Genomic DNA, 17,311 nt, shown 5'->3' with positions numbered 1-17,311 from the left:
TGAAAACAACTTATATAAATCAAGATTATGACACTAATTGCAATTTTCTTTCCGTTTGCTTCTTTCTTTTTGAGAGGACGAATATTAACTTCTATTATTTGTTTGATCTTGCAAATCACTTTAATTGGCTGGATTCCTGCGGCGATTTGGGCTGTTATTTCTTTACAAAACGCAAGAGCTGATAAACGCAACGAGAAACTGATAAGAGCTATGAAATCCAGATCTTAGGCATTTGTTTCATTTTATATGAATAATGAGATGAAAATCAAATTAGCAAAACACACTTATTTCCAAAACAAAACAAGTTATCTCATTAAAAATCAATAACTTTACACTTTCAAGTTATATATCTCCAAAACTTGACAACTTACCTGCTGGATTAAAAAATCATTCCTCAAATCTAAAATTATGAACCTCAGAAAACTATTTTCATAGTATTCTGATTATTTTCTGTTTGCAACTCTTTATATGCTTTAATCAGGAAAAATAGAATGCCCCTCTTAAACTTTGCATGTAAACAATTAAATCTACGAAAATGAGAAAGTTTATTTTTTTAGTATTGTTGCTCTTGTACGCCAATAATTTTTATTGTCAAAACCTGACCATAGACGAATTAATTGATTTGAGAAAAAGTGATGTGGCAGAAGTCGAAGAATTTGTTACCCAGAAAAACTGGACATTTCTTTCGGCAAATGCACCTCAATATAATGAAATGGGAACCGCAACGTTTACTTTCAATAAAAGCAATGAAAGTGATCGTGCTGAAAGTTTTTTGACTTATGCCTATTCAGGCACGGGTAAAGCAAACAGGTTAAACTTGCAGTTTTCAAACCAAGAAAAATACAATTCTTATTTAAATAGACTCAAAATTTTAGGATATGATTTTGTGGTATCTAAAGTTCAAAACGATTCAATTGTCAAATTATATCTTGGCAAAGGGCTTACAATAGAAGTTACTGTTTCTTCAAAAAATGAAAATAATATTACCAGAACGAGCTACAATATATTAATTACGGCTTCTGATGATTATCTTGTCACTTTAGTAGATCAATAACGATTTTGTTTTCAAAAAACTGACGAAAAATGTCTTTTTTTATTCCTTTCAAAACCTAGATCACAAAATGTATCAGATTTGCACACGAGCGATAGCGAACTGGCTAAGTAATCAGTACTTGCAAAAATAAAACATAGTACAAATCATCAAAACAAAAGCTACAAATAATGATGTAGCTTTTTTATATTTACATAAAGAACAAATGGCGCGATTAGAGCAAAAAAATCTTAATCGTAATAACTAGTAAAAATGTGCTAAATCATGGAAAACTTCGACTGGACATCCTTTACAAAAAAAATAGCAATTAAAGCTAAAATCAGCGACATTTATAATGCTTGGACAATTGCAGATGAACTAGAAAAATGGTTTCTGGAAAAAGTTTCTTTTTTAATGATAATCAGGAACCAATTGGTAAAGACCAAAATGTTTCAGAAGGCTTTACTTATGATTGGCTTTGGCATTTGTACAATGATTCAATGTTAGGAAAAATAACAACTGCAAACGGAAAAGATTATTTGCAGTTTACATTTGAGGGAAATTGTCTCGTTGATATAAAATTGAGCGAAACCAATGATTATACTATAGTCGAACTCCGTCATCATAATATTCCAACAGATGATTACTCAAAACAATACATCAGATTGGGCTGTTCAAACGGCTGGCATTTTTATTTAACCAATCTGAAATCAGTTTATGAAGGAGGATTGGATTTACGTAATAAAGATGAGAATTTGAACCCAATGATTAATAATTAAGCTAAAACAGTTTCGGCTCATTTAATTGCAAACTTTTTCTTATTTTTAAAATTACACAAACCAGATTATCAACATAATACAAAACCGATAATCTGTTTTTTTTATGCAGTTCGTAATTCCAAAAACCTCAAAAAGCAAAATATGATTAAGAAATCCGTTTTATCCGTTTTAGTTGTTTTGGCAACGCTCTTTATTTCCTGCAAACAGGAACCCAAAGAAACTCCTGCACCATTAATTGACGTAAAAACTTTTTTCAAAAATGGAGAAAAAAGCTCTTTCCGAATTTCTCCCGACGGAAATTATTTTAGCTACCGTGCCGATTATAAAGGGAAAACCAATGTTTTTGTTCAAAAAGTTGGTGAAGAAAAATCGGTTCGTGTGACTAACGACACTTTGCGAAGCATTTTTAATTATTTCTGGAAAGGCGACCGAATTGTTTATGCGCAGGATATTGGCGGAGACGAAAATTTCCAACTATTTTCGGTAAAAGCAGATGGAACTGATTTAAAAGCTTTAACGCCTTTTCCGGGCATTAGAAGCGATATCACCGATGCTTTGATTGACATTCCAGGAAAAGAAAAAGAACTGATTGTACAGATTAATAAAAGGGTAAAAGAATACTTTGATCCTTATATTTTGAATGTTGAAACCGGAACTTTGACACTGCTTTACAACAATAAAGAAAACTTTGACGGCTGGGTCACAGACAACAATGGAATTATTCGTCTGGCTTCAAAAACCGATGGCGTAAACATTACTTGGAATTACAGAAATTCGGATAAGGAACCATTTACACCTTTGATTACCACAACTTACAAAGATATTTTTACACCAGCATCTTTTGACAAAGACAATAAAAATATTTATGCACTGAGCAATATCGGGAAAGACAAAGTGGTTTTAGTCGAATATGATCCCGTTGCCAAAAAAACCTAAAAGAATTATATGCTGATAGCAAATATGATTTGGACGGCATTAATTACGACCGAAAAAAACAAACGTTGGTTTCTGTTGACTGGGAAGCTGAAAAGCAAGAAAAACATTTCTTTGATAAAGATTGGGAAGAAATCAACAACAATCTGAAAAAACAAATTGAAGGTTATGAAACCGACATTGTAAGCTACGATGATGCCCGAACAAAAGCCATTGTTTGGGCCGGAAATGACAGAACACCGGGGAAATTTTATTTATATGATTTTAAATCGGCTCAAATTAAAGAAGTTGCAGATCCGTATCCTTGGATCAAGGAAAATCAAATGAGCCACATCAAACCAATTACTTATAAATCAAGAGACGGTTTGGAAATTCACGGTTACTTGACACTTCCGTTAGGAATTGAACCTAAAAATCTTCCCGTAATTATTAATCCGCATGGCGGGCCTTGGGCAAGAGACGGCTGGTATTACAATCCAGAAGTTCAGTTTTTGGCCAATCGTGGTTATGCTGTTCTTCAAATGAACTATAGAGGAAGCACGGGCTACGGAAAGAAATTTTGGGAATCTAGTTTCAAACAATGGGGAAAAACCATGCAAGACGATATTACCGATGGTGTTGAATGGCTCAAAAAGAAGGCATTGCCGATGAAAAACGAATCGCAATTTACGGTGGAAGCTACGGCGGTTATGCAACACTTGCCGGAATTACTTACACGCCCGACTTATATGCGGCAGCAGTGGATTACGTGGGCGTGAGTAATTTGTTTACGTTCATGAATACGATTCCGCCTTATTGGAAACCCTACTTACAGCAAATTCACGAAATGGTGGGCGATCCTAAAAAAGATAGCTTATTGCTTGCCTCTGCATCGCCAGCCTTACATGCCGACAAAATTAAAACACCTTTATTCATTGCACAAGGCGCAAACGATCCAAGAGTAAATAAAGCAGAAAGCGACCAAATGGTTGAAGCACTAAAAAAACGCGGTGTTGTTGTTGAATATATGGTGAAAAATGATGAAGGACATGGTTTCAGAAATCAAAATAATCGTTTTGATTTTTATGGTGCGATGGAAAAATTCTTAGATAAACATTTGAAGCAAAAGAAATAAAGTATACTTAATTTAAATTGAGTTATAAAAAAGTCGCAGGAAAATATTTTCTGCGACTTTTTAAAACTGGACTTTTAAACACATAAAGTTTGGACTTTATAACAAAACAAGTTTGTCACTTTTACACTGAACTTTGCAATATTAAAATTCAGAAAAATGACAAATTCAGAAAAAAGCAAAACGGTTTTGGTTACAGGCGGTTCAGGTTTTATAGCCGTTCATTGTATTTTAAAATTACTTAAAGAGGGTTATTCAGTAAAAACAACCCTTCGTTCGTTAAACAGGCAAGATGAAGTAAAACAAATGCTTAGAGTTGGTGGCATCAATGTGTTTGATAATCTTTCGTTTATTGAAGCCGATCTCTCACACGATAAAAATTGGGATCAAGCAGTTCGCGGTTGCGAATTTGTATTGCATGTTGCCTCTCCTACTCCAGTGATTCAATTTACTCATGAAGACGAATTAATTAATCCCGCCAAAGATGGTGTTTTAAGAGTCCTGAGAGCTTCAAGAAATGCCAATGTAAAACGAGTGGTTCTAACTTCTGCCTTCGGCGCAGTCGGCATGGGACACAAAAACCGCAAAACCCCATATACTGAAGAAGACTGGACAAACATTGACAGTAACATTCATGCTTACCAAAAATCCAAAACCATTGCAGAACAAACTGCTTGGGAGTTTATAAAAAATGAAGGTGGCAATCTTGAACTTTCAGCAGTAAATCCGGTTGGCGTCATGGGACCATTATTGGGCCCAGATTATTCGCATTCGCATCAAATGATCAAACAAATGCTGGAGGGTGATATCAAAGCTTGTCCAAAAATCAGTTCTTGTTATGTTGATGTGCGCGACGTTGCTGATTTACATTTGCTTGCTATGACACATCCTAAAGCAAAAGGGGAACGATTCTTAGCCACTACAGGAGATGTCTTATCAATGCTTGATGTTGCCAAAATTTTAAAAAATAAATTAGGCACTAATGCTGAAAAAGTTCCAACAAAAGAGCTTCCTAATTGGATTTTAAAAGCAAGCGCTTTAAAAAAACCTTCCTTGAAAATGCTGGTAACTTTACTTGAACAATACATGCAGGCAAGCGGAGAAAAAGCAAAAAAAACACTAAATTGGTCTCCTCGTTCAAATGAAGAAGCGATCTTGGCAACAGCTGAAAGTTTATTGAAATTACGTCTAATCAAAAAGTAAAAAGATGAAAGTAATCATAACAGGAGCTACAGGAATGGTTGGTGAAGGTGTTTTATTCGAGTGTTTAGCCAACGAAAATGTAACAGAGGTTTTGATGATAAATCGCAAGCATTACAATCTCGATCATCCTAAATTAAAAGAACTTCTTATTCCTGACTTTTTGCAATTAGAAAATTTCTCAGAACAATTAAAAGGCTATGATGCCTGTTTTTACTGTGCTGGTATAAGTTCTATTGGCATAAAAGAAGAAGAGTTTACCCAAATTACTTATAATACTACACTTTCTTTTGCAGAGCAACTATTCCAGTTGAATCCTGCTACCATTTTCATTTTTGTTTCCGGAAACAGAACAGATAGTTCTGAAGTAGGAAAAGTTATGTGGGCAAGAGTAAAAGGAAAAACAGAAAATGCACTTATGAAATTATATGGCAAAAATCAATATAATTTTCGCCCTGCAATAATGAAAGCAACTAAAGGACAAGTTAACGTAAAAAGGGTTTATAAAATCTTGGCACCAATAATTGCTCCATTTTTTCCTCAAAAGACATTGACACTTCGACAAGTAGGTCGTGCAATGATCAATGTAGTATTGAAAGGATATCCAAAACAAATTTTGGAAGTAGATGATATTGATCAATTGGCAAAACAATAAAATTCCAAAAAATGAAAGAAACTGCTATATCCGCCTGCTATGTGAGTCCTTCACTCAATAACGAGCAATTCGTTCCTGAACATTGTTTTATGTATCTTATTTCGGGTTCGATGTTGGCTTATGACGGAAACAAGGAATATAAAATTAAACCTGGAGATTTTGGTATTGCTAGAAGAAATCATTTGACAAAATATACTAAACAACCAGATAATGGTGAATTTAAAAAAATCTACATTTTGTTTGAACAGGATTTTTTAAGAGAGTTTAATGAAAAATATCAATTCAAAGTCGAAAACGAAAAACCTACAAATGGTATCATAGCTTTAAGCAAAAATGAATTAACTAAAAACTTTATTCAGTCGCTTATTCCATACTTCAATGAAAAAGGCACAATTGATGAACAGTTTTTAAATGTAAAACGCAGTGAGTTACTACTTGTATTATTAAAAGCAAATCCAGAACTGGCCAATATTTTGTTTGATTTTAGCAATCCCGAAAAAATAGACTTGGAAGCCTTTATGATTCGAAATTTCAAATTCAATGTAAGCATAGAACGTTTTGCGTATCTTACAGGGCGAAGTTTATCGGCGTTCAAAAGAGATTTCGAAAAAACATTTAATGCCACTCCTAGTCACTGGCTGGTTCAAAAACGACTCGAAGAAGCCTATCATCTAATTGATAAAAAAAACAGAGACCATCTGACATTTATCTCGATTTGGGCTTTGAGAATTTTTCTCATTTTTCATTCGCTTTCAAAAAATTGTTCGGACATTCGCCAACGCGACTTATTGAAGGAAAAAAGAATGAAAAATAAACAAAGCTTATATTGTTTTTTCTTCCTGCTTTTTATGTCTGTTTAAAATCAACAAAATTGTACCAAAATGGCATTTCTATTTGTAATTTTATTGGGGTTTGCAGTCTACCTATACACTATTAATGTAAAGACATTACTTGATAAAGAAAAGGAACCGCCAATATATCAGTATCGCAAACCTAATCCTGTCTCTTTCAAAAGTGCTGTTAAAAAAATCTACTCCAATTAAAGATTTTTATAAAGATGCCGAGTTTGTAAATAAAAATTGCACTCGTTTAGAAGATTTCATTATAAACGACGAACTTAATGGATACGATTTAAGAAAACTTGCTGACTTAAATGGAATTGATTTACAAATTCAGTCTGGCTGGTATCCTATGACTATTGCACTTCTTAAAGAATTAGACAATGACGGATGGGACAAAACTGTTTCATGCATCAAAGAAAAATATGCAGAGCTCCGATTTTATGCCGACCATAGACACAGAAAAATTCTTAATAAGTACGAAGAAAAATCAAGACGAATTTGTGAAACCTGTGGAAAGAGTGGCGATCAGAGAGGCAGTTCATTTATTTATGTTGCATGTAGAAAACATTATCTCGAAGATAGAGGTCAAATTATTATTGAAAACTCTGGTTTTATTTACAAAGGAACTTCCTATTTGTGGGATGATATTTTAAATATCATTTTTGAAAATAAAGACCATAACGATATGTATAAGTATTTGTTTATTGGATTCAAGAAACCAATTATAAAACATGAACGTGGATATCCCGATAATGTACTTAAAATAAATAATCAAACCGTTGGATTTGGAAATTTATTAAACAACTTACCTTTGACTCTTAAAAGATTTCAATACTATTACCCTTATATTGAAGAGAAATTCAGAAAAGTTGAATTTTGTGAAATTTGCGGTTATAAAGCTGTTTATTCCGACAAATGTGAATGTTGCGAATACACTCCTTGGAAAAGTTATAAAAATCGATGGAATGCGGAAGAAGCAGAAAAAAATGATTATATCTCCAGAAATCAAATTTATTGGATAGTCGACGAAGGAGAAATATTTGAACGAAGACAAAATAATTACATTAAAAATCCAGATCATAAAATTCTTTTTACTGAAAAACAACTAAAAGAGTATGTTGAATATTTGGAAGATGACGAATATTATGATGATTAAACACCTTTGCAACTCTGAACCTTTGCTTCTTTGCCCCCTTTCCAAAAAAATCCCTAATTTCGCTCTCCAACAAGAAATGAAAAATGAAGGTCTGTATTGCTGAGAAACCAAGTGTCGCACGTGAAATCGCATCCGTTTTGGGTGCCAATACCAAGCACGATGGCTACTACGAAGGCAACGGTTATGCAGTGACCTATACTTTCGGGCATTTATGCACCTTAAAAGAACCCAACGATTACAAACCGCACTGGAAAAGCTGGGATTTGAATAATCTCCCGATGCTTCCTGAAAAGTTCGAAACCAAAGTCGTTCAGAATTCGGGAATCCAAAAACAGTTTAAAATCATTAAAAGTCTTTTTGACAAAGCCGAAGTGGTGATAAACTGCGGGGATGCTGGACAAGAAGGAGAATTGATTCAGCGCTGGGTGATGAACGAAGCGCATTACAAAGGCGAAATTCAACGTTTATGGATTTCATCTTTGACAACAGAAGCTATCAAAGAAGGTTTTGAAAACTTAAAACCTTCCTCAAATTACGATAATTTATTTTACGCCGGTTTTTCTAGAGCTATTGGAGATTGGCTTTTAGGCATGAATGCCACGCGTTTGTACACCGTAAAACATGGCGGCTACAAGCAAGTTTTGTCTATTGGTCGTGTACAGACGCCAACATTGGCAATGGTTGTAGATCGTTTTAGAGAAATCGAAAACTTCAAACCTCAACCATATTGGGAATTACAGACTTTATATAGAGAAACACTTTTTAGTTATGAAGAAGGCCGTTTTTTAAATAAAGAAGATGGAGAAATTCTTGCAGAAAAAGTAAAAGAAAGTGATTTCGAAATTGTTTCTGTTGACAAAAAAACGGAAACGAATATGCTCCAAAGCTTTTCGATTTAACAGGATTACAAGTTTATTGCAACCAGAAATTTGGATTTTCGGCAGAAGAAACACTGAAAATCGCACAAACTTTGTATGAGCAAAAAGTAATCACTTATCCCAGAGTTGATACCACTTTTTTACCAGGAGATATTTATCCGAAAGTGCCAGGAATTCTGCAAAAATTAACAAATTATGCCGAATTGACTCAGCCCATTTTAGAGAAAAAATCAAGAAATCGCCAAAGGTTTTCAACGATAAAAAAGTAACCGATCACCATGCAATTATTCCAACCGGAATTCAAAATAATCTTCCATACAATCAACAGCAGGTTTATGATATAATTACAAGACGTTTTATTGCTGTTTTTTATGATGATTGTCTGGTTGCCAACACTACAGTAATTGGAAAAGCGACCGAAGTGACTTTTAAAGCAACTGGAAAAGAAATCTTGAAAAAGGGTTTCCGTGTGGTTTTTGAAGATCCAAACGCAAAGGAAAAAGAACCAGATTTATTGCCGAGTTTTGTTGTGGGCGAAAAAGGGCCGCATGAGCCTTCGTTTCTTCAAAAAGAAACCAAACCGCCAAATCAATTTACGGAAGCAACTTTATTGCGTGCCATGGAAACCGCTGGAAAACAGGTTGACGACGAAGATTTACGTGAATTGATGAAAGAAAACGGAATCGGGCGTCCGTCAACACGCGCGAATATTATTGAAACGCTTTTCAAACGTCAATATATTGTCCGAAATAAAAAACAGGTTTTGCCTACTTTAACCGGAATTCAATTGATTGATACGATTCAAAATGAATTAGTAAAATCTGCTGAACTTACGGGAACTTGGGAAAAACAATTGAAAGATATCGAAAAAGGAACTTTCACAGTCGCTGCGTTTATCCGAAATATGAAAAGAATGGTTGAGGCTTTGGTTTATGAAGTTCGAAGCGAAACCAAGCACGCCAATATTTCACATGCCGCAACAATTCAAAAACCTGTCGCAAAAGCAGAAAAAGAGAAAAAGAAAAGTTCTGGAATTTCGGCAGAAACTTGCCCGAAATGCCAAAAAGGAAATCTGATTAAAGGAAAATCAGCCTTTGGATGCAGTGAATATAAATCGGGCTGTGATTTTGTTTTGCCTTTTGTTTTTCATGACAAAAAAATCACTGAAGCTCAATATTTAAGATTGGTTCAGAAAGGTTCAACCGTAAACATAAAAGGTTTTAAAACCGATTCTGGAACTGTTGAAGGTTTAATTCGTTTTGAGGAAAATTACAAATTGAAATTAGAACCGAAGAAAACAGAAAAAAAGCTGAAACTAAAGAAAGTCCAGATGCTTTGACTTGTCCAAAATGCAAAAAAGGAACCATCCTAAAAGGCAAAACTGCGTACGGTTGCGCTGAATATAAATCGGGTTGCGATTTCAAAGTGACTTTTGACGAGGTTAGAGCAAAACTAAAAGATCAAAAACCTACTAAAGAATTAGTTTACGCTATTTTGAGTGAAAGCATTTAAGTTATTTCGCACAGATTTAAAAAGATTTTTAGTAGCTATTAATAAATTTTAATCTGCTTAATCTGCCAAATCTGCGAGAGACATAAATTATTCTTATTTTCAAATCAATCTCTAAAAATCGGTATTATTCGCGACAAACATTTTTTTCTTATTTTAGTACTTCAATACAAAATCAAAACGAAAGAATATGTTTCAGAAAATTACCCTAATCGCCCTAATTATAGCTTTTGTTTCTTGCCAGAAAAAAGAAACTATTGAAAAAGACAAAATCAAAAAAGCCGATTGGTTGATTGGAAATTGGGAAAATACGTCTGATGAAGGCGTTTTATCTGAAAACTGGCAAAAGCTTAACGACAGTACTTTTAGCGCCTCCTCTTATTTCATTAAAGGAAAAGACACGCTACATTTTGAAACTATTATTTTGGCTCAATTAGGCGAAACCTTAACTTATAAAGCAACTGTGAGAGGTCAGAATGAAGACAAACCTGTTTTTTTCCGTCAACTTCTGAAACAGATCAAAAATTAGTTTTCGAAAATCCGAAACATGATTATCCCCAAAAAATCACTTATACAAAAGGCGCAAACAACACTTTGACTGCTGAGATTTCGGGAAATTTAAATGGAAAACCAAGTTCTGAAAAGTTTGTGATGACTAAAAAATAACATTTTCTAATAAGCCATGATATGAGAATAAAAATCCTACTATTTGTAAGCTTTTTTGCAACATTAACCAGCTTGCAAGCACAAAGCATTATTGCTAAAATAAATTTTCAAAACAAAAATTTAATATTTGGGAGCTTAAATAAAAATTTATATTCCCTGAATATCGATACAAAAAATACAAATTGGATTTTTAATGCCGAAAATGAAATATACAGTCAAGCAGAAATTAAAGAAAATAAGATTTTCATTGGTGATGGAAATGCAATGGTTTATTGCGTTGGAGCTGACGGAAAACAAATCTGGAAAATAAATCTTGGTACTTACAGCCCAATAGCAAATAAACCAACGCTGGTAGATAATAATCTCTATGTAACATCGGCATCTAGTTTGTTTATTCTTGATCCTCGCGATGGTTCAACTCTTGGTAAATTCTATGCTGATGCGCCAATTAGCTCTCCTGTTTCATTTAAGGATAATTCAATTTTTATTGGTGACACAAAAGGAAAAATATACAAACTGAGTTTGCAAGGGGCTTTAGTCGAATCTTACCAATGTGCTTCTGCGGGTATTTTTGGAAAAATAATAGTCGATCAGAACAATCTTTTTTTGGCGACAACGATATGAATTTTTACAAATTCGGTTTAGACGAAAAGAAAGTTGTTGGAAAAACCACAACAAATGAATGGGTTTCTTTAACCCCAGCAATTGATGGAAATTTGATTTTCTTTGGCAATGATGGAGGCTTTTTTACTGTCTTGACAAAACAACAATGGCAACAAAATGGAAGTTTAAGGCAAATGCCAGTATTCGAACAGAATCCCTTGTAATGGGCAATAAAATCTTCTTTGGAAGTGATGACAAAAACCTTTACGTTTTAGATAAAGCTACAGGAAAACTAATCAAAAGATTTCCAACAAAAGACAAAATAAAATCAAGTCCAGTACTGATTGAAAACGCGATTTATTTTGCTGATGAATCTGGTGAAGTTTATAAAATAAGTACTGATTTAGCAACAATCAAATCGGTTTTTAAAACAACAGGAGCGAATTCAGACGCGCCGCCAAAAGTGATTGAAACTGCTAAGAAATAATTTTTCAATTATTATAATCAAATGAAAAAATGTTTCTTTTTAGCTCTATTTTCAATTTTGATAATTAGCTGTAGCAATAAATCCCAAACTATTGTAGAAAATATTATAGACAATTTTTCATTTAATACAACACTCTCAAACAGTACTCAAATAATCATAAAAGCCTACGATTCAACTGCCACATATAAGAGATCTGGCAACATAGAGACTTTTACTCCGACAAAAGAATTTAAAACAAAGAATAGGAAACAAATAGACGATTTTGAAAACATTTTCAAAAATGCCGAAAAAACAGGTTATTGTTGTTGTCCTGTAAGTTCATATTCCATTCATTTTTTTAATAAAAAAGAAGAACTTGGCTTGTTTTATGTCGATACTTTAGATTTTAAAGATAAAGTACGAATTTTTGAAGGGAGTTTTCAATTTTCTTATATCATTGAAAAACAAAAATGGAAAGATTATCTTATCGAATTAGAGAAATAAATCTATTTTTAAGATAAAGAACAAAAGGTTCGTAAAATTTTGTAGGGCCAGATTTTAATCCGGTTTCTGCAAAAATTATCCACAATGCATTTACATAAAGAAATAAAAAACTTAGAACCTCAGCATCTTAGAACCTTAGCAACTTAAAAAAAATCACTCATTCTCCCCGATCTTATTCACCATAAAAATCATCAAAACACCTAAAAGCGCCATAATTAAAAACGCCCATTTCATGCTTAAATATTCAGATATAAAACCAACCATTGGCGGTACAAGCAAGAAACCTAAGTAACCAATTGTAGAGATCGAAGTCAAAGCCGAACCACTGCTTAATTTTGACGATCTTCCAGCAATACTAAAGACTAAAGGAACAACACAAGAAACGCCAAACCCAATCAACATATAACCGAAAATAGTTGGATAAACATAAGGCAGGATAAAACAAATTCCGAAACCGACTGTTATCAATATCCCACTGTAAAGCAGAATTTTTTCGTGCCAAATTTCATTACGCCATAATCCCCAAAAATACGTCCGAGAGTTACTGCAGTTGCAAAAAATACAAATGCGGCACTGGTTAATTTTGGCGAAGCTTTAAGTATATTTTCGAAGTAAATTCCGCTCCAATCGTACATTGTATTTTCGCAAGCCATTGAAACGAAACAAATCAAAGCAAATTTGATCAAGTTTTTTTCTGGCATCGAGAAGAATTTCTTTTTCACCGGAACTGGTTCATTGTGAATACTCATTGGATAAAAACAAGCCGTAAGCGCCATCATAAAAACACTCACGCCCAACAAGTGATGCGAGGGCGCAATATGCTGTGTTACCATCACATAACCTAAACCTGCTCCAGAAAAAACAGCTATACTCCAAACGGCATGAAAACGAGTAATAATAGATTTTGGATATAATTTTTGCACTTCAAGCGATTGCGCATTGATCGACAAATTGAAGATATTTCGGGAAGCTCCAAAAATCAAAAGCACGATTACCAATTGCCAGACAAAAGCCACCAAACCAGGCAAAGCAAGCACAATATTGAACATAATTGCGCCTAAAAGCATAATATAACGACTGCTGTATTTATTCAATAATTTCCCTGTAAACGGCATTGTAAGCATTAATCCGATTGGGAAAGCAAATAAAACGGCTCCAAATTGAGCTTCAGACAAATGTAATTGGGCTTGTATATGTGGAATTCTGGAAACCCATGAAGAATAGCCAATTCCGGAAAGAAAGAAAAAACCGTGTTGGCAATGCGATATCCTTTAGGGGTATTTTGATACTTTTTTAAGAAAGGTAAAATCATGAAGTCTATTTTCTGTCTGCAAAATTAAAGCTTTTTAAACTTTATCTACTACAACTTTCAATAAGAATTCCCTTTAATTACACACAAAACCAACATTTAACAATTTCATCAACAATTGATAAATCATCTTAAAAATAAGCTCTTATGAACATTATTAATATTTATTCTAAATAAAAATTGTAAAACTGATTTTAAGCTTTATATTTGCCTTTAATTCAAAAGGCAGACAAATTGATACTTTTTTCATCAATTTAACCTCCACAAAATTTTCTAAACTATTAATCTTAATCTTAAATATTATGAAATCGAAAACTTTAAAAACAATTGCATTTTTATTTTTAATGTTGGTTGTCAGTCCTCAATTATTTGCTCACGCCCTTTGGATCGAGACTAAAGCGACAGGAACAAAAGGAAAAGCACAGGAAATATCTGTTTACTTTGGAGAGTTTTCAGAAAATGACATTACAAAAGCTGACAAATGGTTTTCAGATTTAAAAGATTTCACTTTAGTAGTTATCAGTCCGTCAAAAAAAGAAACTAAACTTACTTCAAAAGCTTTAGATAACAAATATCAAGCATTCTTTACTCCAGATGAAGATGGCGTTTACACAATTGTAATGCATCACACAGTAAAAGATGTTTACGGAACAATGAAATTAGATTACAACTCCAGTGCAAATGTTGTTGTTGGAAACAAAACTGCCGGAAATAGTATTGCTTCAAACAGCAACAAAATTGCTGTTTTCTCTGAAAATGCCGACACTGCAAAAAAAGACGTAAAAGTATCTGGTGTTGCATCTTATGATGGCGCAATAGCAAAAGAAACAAAAATCAAAGTAATTGCTCCAAACGGCTGGGAAAAAGAATTATGGACAAATGATAAAGGTGAATTTTCGTTCACTCCTATCTGGTCAGGTAATTATATGGTTGAATATGCACACACAGATAAATCATCTGGAGAACATAACGGCAAAAAATATGATGAAATCTGGAAAATGGCAACTTACCAGATTACCGTAAAATAACAATACCCCTTCATTTTTAAATTAGTCTTTAGTAAAAAGCCTTGCTTATTTTAAGCAGGGCTTTTTTTGTTTCAAAATAGCTTCTTTTAATTCAATCTAAATAAGAAACAGAATTAAAAAAAGCAAAATCTTAATCAAATCTTAAGACAATAATAAGAAAACTTTAAGAAATAAAATTCCTCTATAAATTTTGTTAAACCCTATACGTGACCTTATATTTGCAGAAAATTATTTTTATTAAATCTAAATAAGTCACATGAAACATAGTTTACTGCTTGCTTTATCTTTAATAAGTTTTGGAGCTTATAGCCAAGAATTTACAAGTACAGAAAATACCACAACTGTTAGTGATACTGTAAAAAACAAAAAAGGAGAAATCCTAAACGAAGTAGTTGTTACTAAAAACAAAGAGCCTAAACCAGTAACAGCAGTGCGTTCTGGTTTGAAGCCAATGGATAATCCACAATCTATTCAAGTTATTGGTTCAGAAGTTATCGAACAACAACAAGCAATCAGATTAAGCGAAGTTTTAAAAAATGCAAATGGGGTTTATGTAGGTTCTGCTCGTGGTGGTGCTCAAGAGTCATTTTTCTCAAGAGGATACGACATGTCTGCCAACAATATGTTTAAAAATGGTTTCCGCTACAATGCGGGTTCTATTCCAGATGTTTCAGGTTTAGATAAAGTAGAATTCTTAAAAGGAAGTTCGGCTTTATTATTCGGAAACGTTGCTCCCGGTGGAATCTTGAACTTAGTAACTAAAACCCCTCAATTTAAAAGCGGTGGCGAAGTTTCAATGCAATTTGGAAGTTATGCTTACTACAAACCAGCTTTTGACTTTTATGGAGGTTTGACAAAATCAATTGCTTTCAGAATCAATGGTTCTTATGAAAATTCTGAAAGTTTTAGAGATGTTGTAAAAAACGAACGCGTATATGTAAATCCGTCTTTGCTGTTTATTGTTAGTCCAAAAACTCAGATTACAGTACAAGGAGATTATTTAACTGCAGATTGGACTCCAGATTTCGGAACAGGAATCATTGGAAAAGAACTTGTTGATGTGCCACGTAATAACTTCTACGGCGCACTTTGGTCAAACGGACAAACAAAGTCGGCTAGTGCTTCGGTATTAGTAAACCATGATTTCAATAAAAACTGGAAATTGAATTTCAACAGCTCTTTTCAATCGTATGACAGAGCATCAAAATCTACAGCACAATTATCTACTGTTACTACAGCAGGTGACTGGACTAGACCATTGATACAAAATAAAAACTTAGAGACTATTTTAGGTGATCAATTAAGCTTGCAAGGAACCTTCAATACAGGATCTGTAAAACACCAACTATTTACTGGTGTTGATTGGGAAAATTCTTTTGCTACTGCAAATACTTATGTTTTCAATCCTGCAAATTACGATACGATCAATCTTTACAATTTCGATCCGTCAACACAAAGAAATGATATTCCGAATTCGACTCTTACAAGAATCGCTAAAACAGAAACAAACCGTTTTGGAGTATATGCACAAGATTTGATTTCATTTACTGAAAAAATTAAAGTTTTACTTGGAATGCGTTGGTCATGGCAAGAAGCAACTGTTTACACTTATGATGTAACAAAAACGCCAAGTGTAATGACACAAACGGCTCCACGTAAAGATGATGCCTTTTCACCAAAAGTAGGATTGGTTTACCAACCAATGAAAGACATGTCTGTATTTGCAAGTTACTCTAACTCATTTACACCAAATACGGGAACAACTGTTGATTTGCAACCTCTTGAAGCCTCAATTATTGATCAATACGAAGCTGGAATCAAAAAAGAATTCTTTAGTGGCGCTTTAAGCACAAATGTTACCGTTTACCAAATTAAAAACAGCAACTTAGCACAAACTGCAGAATTTAGAGCAGACGGAACTCCAAACACTGATACAACAATTAAAACGTTAGGTGGCGGAACAAAAAGCAAAGGAGTTGAGATTGACATTACTGCAAGACCTTTAGAAGGATTAAGCATCATTGGAGGTTACAGCTATAATGATATGCGTTACGTAAATACATCTGGAACAAACGGAAGTTTTGTTGAAGGAGATCGCGTTGTAAGAACACCGCAAAATACTGCTAACTTAAGCTTCTTCTATACTTTGCCAACAGGAGTCTTGAAAGGCCTTTCTTTTGGAGCAATTGCTAATTACATCGGAGATCGTTTAGCGGGATGGAATGATGATTATGTTTGGACAGAAAACAAACCTTCAACTAATCCAAAAACTTATACAATTACAATTAGAGATCGTGATATTCCATTGGAAGGTTATACTACAATTGATGCATCGCTTGGGTACACTTGGAAAAAATTCTCAATTCTTTGTAAATTATCAAACATTACAAACGAGTTAAACTATACCGTTCACGAAAATTACAGTGTAAATCCTATTGCGCCTCGTCAGTTCATGACAAGCTTGCGATACAAATTCTAAATTTTTGAATTAGATTTTAATTTATTAGAACTTTTTGAGCTCTTTAATTCTAAAAAGTATCAAAAGTTTTGGTTTAAATTTCAGCAAAAACCTCATTTATTGTTAAATGAGGTTTTTTTGTTTTTTCACAAATCACTCATTTTTTAATTACATTTACCCATCA

Annotated in this window: 17 protein-coding genes and 2 pseudogenes; 17 read left to right on the top strand and 2 right to left on the bottom strand. The window is 33.6% G+C overall.

Going from position 1 to position 17,311, the window contains the following annotated elements:
- The first annotated feature begins 27 nt into the window (after window positions 1-27).
- The 15 genes and pseudogenes from ACQ9BO_RS10550 to ACQ9BO_RS10480 all read left to right on the top strand — a co-directional run bounded on the left by ACQ9BO_RS10550 (window position 28) and on the right by ACQ9BO_RS10480 (window position 12,332).
- On the top strand, window positions 28-228 hold the full coding sequence (locus tag ACQ9BO_RS10550; protein ID WP_431244663.1) for a YqaE/Pmp3 family membrane protein: 201 nt from the start codon (window positions 28-30) through the stop codon (window positions 226-228).
- 307 nt (window positions 229-535) lie between these two features.
- The gene (locus tag ACQ9BO_RS10545; protein ID WP_431244662.1) at window positions 536-1,054 is read left to right on the top strand and encodes a hypothetical protein; all 519 of its coding nucleotides are present in this window, start codon (window positions 536-538) and stop codon (window positions 1,052-1,054) included.
- A gap of 362 nt (window positions 1,055-1,416) precedes the next feature.
- On the top strand, window positions 1,417-1,809 hold the full coding sequence (locus tag ACQ9BO_RS10540; protein ID WP_431244661.1) for an SRPBCC family protein: 393 nt from the start codon (window positions 1,417-1,419) through the stop codon (window positions 1,807-1,809).
- Between the two features lie 141 nt (window positions 1,810-1,950).
- Window positions 1,951-2,745 carry a TolB family protein gene (locus ACQ9BO_RS10535; RefSeq protein WP_431244660.1) on the top strand — a complete coding sequence of 265 codons (795 nt, stop codon included), beginning with the start codon at window positions 1,951-1,953 and terminating at the stop codon, window positions 2,743-2,745.
- Between the two features lie 320 nt (window positions 2,746-3,065).
- A pseudogene (locus ACQ9BO_RS10530) lies at window positions 3,066-3,856 on the top strand (alpha/beta hydrolase family protein).
- A 156-nt stretch (window positions 3,857-4,012) separates the two neighbouring features.
- Window positions 4,013-5,056, top strand: coding sequence for an SDR family oxidoreductase (locus tag ACQ9BO_RS10525; RefSeq protein ID WP_431244659.1), 1,044 nt, complete (start codon window positions 4,013-4,015; stop codon window positions 5,054-5,056).
- Between the two features lie 4 nt (window positions 5,057-5,060).
- Window positions 5,061-5,708 (top strand): NAD-dependent epimerase/dehydratase family protein, encoded by a 648-nt coding sequence (locus ACQ9BO_RS10520; RefSeq protein WP_431244658.1) that lies wholly within the window; start codon window positions 5,061-5,063, stop codon window positions 5,706-5,708.
- An 11-nt stretch (window positions 5,709-5,719) separates the two neighbouring features.
- Window positions 5,720-6,568: an AraC family ligand binding domain-containing protein gene (locus ACQ9BO_RS10515; protein WP_431244657.1), complete on the top strand. Its 849-nt coding sequence runs from the start codon at window positions 5,720-5,722 to the stop codon at window positions 6,566-6,568.
- Between the two features lie 154 nt (window positions 6,569-6,722).
- Complete coding sequence (locus tag ACQ9BO_RS10510; RefSeq protein WP_431244656.1) at window positions 6,723-7,706, top strand: hypothetical protein; 984 nt, start codon at window positions 6,723-6,725, stop codon at window positions 7,704-7,706.
- A gap of 83 nt (window positions 7,707-7,789) precedes the next feature.
- Window positions 7,790-10,096: pseudogene (locus tag ACQ9BO_RS10505) on the top strand (DNA topoisomerase 3).
- A 187-nt stretch (window positions 10,097-10,283) separates the two neighbouring features.
- Window positions 10,284-10,622, top strand: coding sequence for a DUF6265 family protein (locus ACQ9BO_RS10500; RefSeq protein ID WP_431244655.1), 339 nt, complete (start codon window positions 10,284-10,286; stop codon window positions 10,620-10,622).
- Between the two features lie 158 nt (window positions 10,623-10,780).
- Window positions 10,781-11,383 carry a PQQ-binding-like beta-propeller repeat protein gene (locus tag ACQ9BO_RS10495; RefSeq protein ID WP_431244654.1) on the top strand — a complete coding sequence of 201 codons (603 nt, stop codon included), beginning with the start codon at window positions 10,781-10,783 and terminating at the stop codon, window positions 11,381-11,383.
- Window positions 11,380-11,586: a hypothetical protein gene (locus ACQ9BO_RS10490; protein ID WP_431244653.1), complete on the top strand. Its 207-nt coding sequence runs from the start codon at window positions 11,380-11,382 to the stop codon at window positions 11,584-11,586. The genes ACQ9BO_RS10495 and ACQ9BO_RS10490 overlap by 4 nt, the downstream gene beginning before the upstream one ends.
- Window positions 11,529-11,849, top strand: coding sequence for a PQQ-binding-like beta-propeller repeat protein (locus ACQ9BO_RS10485; RefSeq protein WP_431244652.1), 321 nt, complete (start codon window positions 11,529-11,531; stop codon window positions 11,847-11,849). Before ACQ9BO_RS10490 ends, ACQ9BO_RS10485 begins: the two co-directional genes overlap by 58 nt.
- Before the next feature lie 57 nt (window positions 11,850-11,906).
- Window positions 11,907-12,332, top strand: a complete 426-nt coding sequence (locus ACQ9BO_RS10480; protein WP_431244651.1) for a hypothetical protein — start codon at window positions 11,907-11,909, stop codon at window positions 12,330-12,332.
- Between the two features lie 153 nt (window positions 12,333-12,485).
- On the opposite strand, the gene ACQ9BO_RS10475 is transcribed toward ACQ9BO_RS10480, so the two are convergent.
- On the bottom strand, window positions 12,486-12,800 hold the full coding sequence (locus ACQ9BO_RS10475; protein WP_431244650.1) for a hypothetical protein: 315 nt from the start codon (window positions 12,798-12,800) through the stop codon (window positions 12,486-12,488).
- Window positions 12,797-13,525, bottom strand: coding sequence for an MFS transporter (locus tag ACQ9BO_RS10470; protein WP_431245101.1), 729 nt, complete (start codon window positions 13,523-13,525; stop codon window positions 12,797-12,799). The genes ACQ9BO_RS10475 and ACQ9BO_RS10470 overlap by 4 nt, the downstream gene beginning before the upstream one ends.
- A 418-nt stretch (window positions 13,526-13,943) precedes the next feature.
- Between ACQ9BO_RS10470 and ACQ9BO_RS10465 the strand changes: the two genes are divergently transcribed.
- Complete coding sequence (locus tag ACQ9BO_RS10465) at window positions 13,944-14,669, top strand: hypothetical protein (RefSeq protein WP_431244649.1); 726 nt, start codon at window positions 13,944-13,946, stop codon at window positions 14,667-14,669.
- Between the two features lie 256 nt (window positions 14,670-14,925).
- The gene (locus tag ACQ9BO_RS10460; protein ID WP_431244648.1) at window positions 14,926-17,148 is read left to right on the top strand and encodes a TonB-dependent siderophore receptor; all 2,223 of its coding nucleotides are present in this window, start codon (window positions 14,926-14,928) and stop codon (window positions 17,146-17,148) included.
- Window positions 17,149-17,311: the final 163 nt, after the last annotated feature.

This window comes from Flavobacterium sp. P21, assembly GCF_050632225.1.
Taxonomy (GTDB): domain Bacteria; phylum Bacteroidota; class Bacteroidia; order Flavobacteriales; family Flavobacteriaceae; genus Flavobacterium.
The sequence above is the reverse complement of the archived record's forward strand: the minus strand, read 5'-3'. Positions and strand labels throughout refer to the sequence as shown.

Bases quoted from the DNA above. Each gene is read 5' to 3' on its own strand.
- ACQ9BO_RS10550 (WP_431244663.1), top strand. From the start codon at position 28: ATGACACTAATTGCAATTTTCTTTCCGTTTGCTTCTTTCTTTTTGAGA.
- ACQ9BO_RS10545 (WP_431244662.1), top strand. From the start codon at position 536: ATGAGAAAGTTTATTTTTTTAGTATTGTTGCTCTTGTACGCCAATAAT.
- ACQ9BO_RS10540 (WP_431244661.1), top strand. From the start codon at position 1,417: ATGGTTTCTGGAAAAAGTTTCTTTTTTAATGATAATCAGGAACCAATT.
- ACQ9BO_RS10535 (WP_431244660.1), top strand. From the start codon at position 1,951: ATGATTAAGAAATCCGTTTTATCCGTTTTAGTTGTTTTGGCAACGCTC.
- ACQ9BO_RS10525 (WP_431244659.1), top strand. From the start codon at position 4,013: ATGACAAATTCAGAAAAAAGCAAAACGGTTTTGGTTACAGGCGGTTCA.
- ACQ9BO_RS10520 (WP_431244658.1), top strand. From the start codon at position 5,061: ATGAAAGTAATCATAACAGGAGCTACAGGAATGGTTGGTGAAGGTGTT.
- ACQ9BO_RS10515 (WP_431244657.1), top strand. From the start codon at position 5,720: ATGAAAGAAACTGCTATATCCGCCTGCTATGTGAGTCCTTCACTCAAT.
- ACQ9BO_RS10500 (WP_431244655.1), top strand. From the start codon at position 10,284: ATGTTTCAGAAAATTACCCTAATCGCCCTAATTATAGCTTTTGTTTCT.
- ACQ9BO_RS10495 (WP_431244654.1), top strand. From the start codon at position 10,781: ATGAGAATAAAAATCCTACTATTTGTAAGCTTTTTTGCAACATTAACC.
- ACQ9BO_RS10490 (WP_431244653.1), top strand. From the start codon at position 11,380: ATGAATTTTTACAAATTCGGTTTAGACGAAAAGAAAGTTGTTGGAAAA.
- ACQ9BO_RS10485 (WP_431244652.1), top strand. From the start codon at position 11,529: ATGGCAACAAAATGGAAGTTTAAGGCAAATGCCAGTATTCGAACAGAA.
- ACQ9BO_RS10465 (WP_431244649.1), top strand. From the start codon at position 13,944: ATGAAATCGAAAACTTTAAAAACAATTGCATTTTTATTTTTAATGTTG.
- ACQ9BO_RS10460 (WP_431244648.1), top strand. From the start codon at position 14,926: ATGAAACATAGTTTACTGCTTGCTTTATCTTTAATAAGTTTTGGAGCT.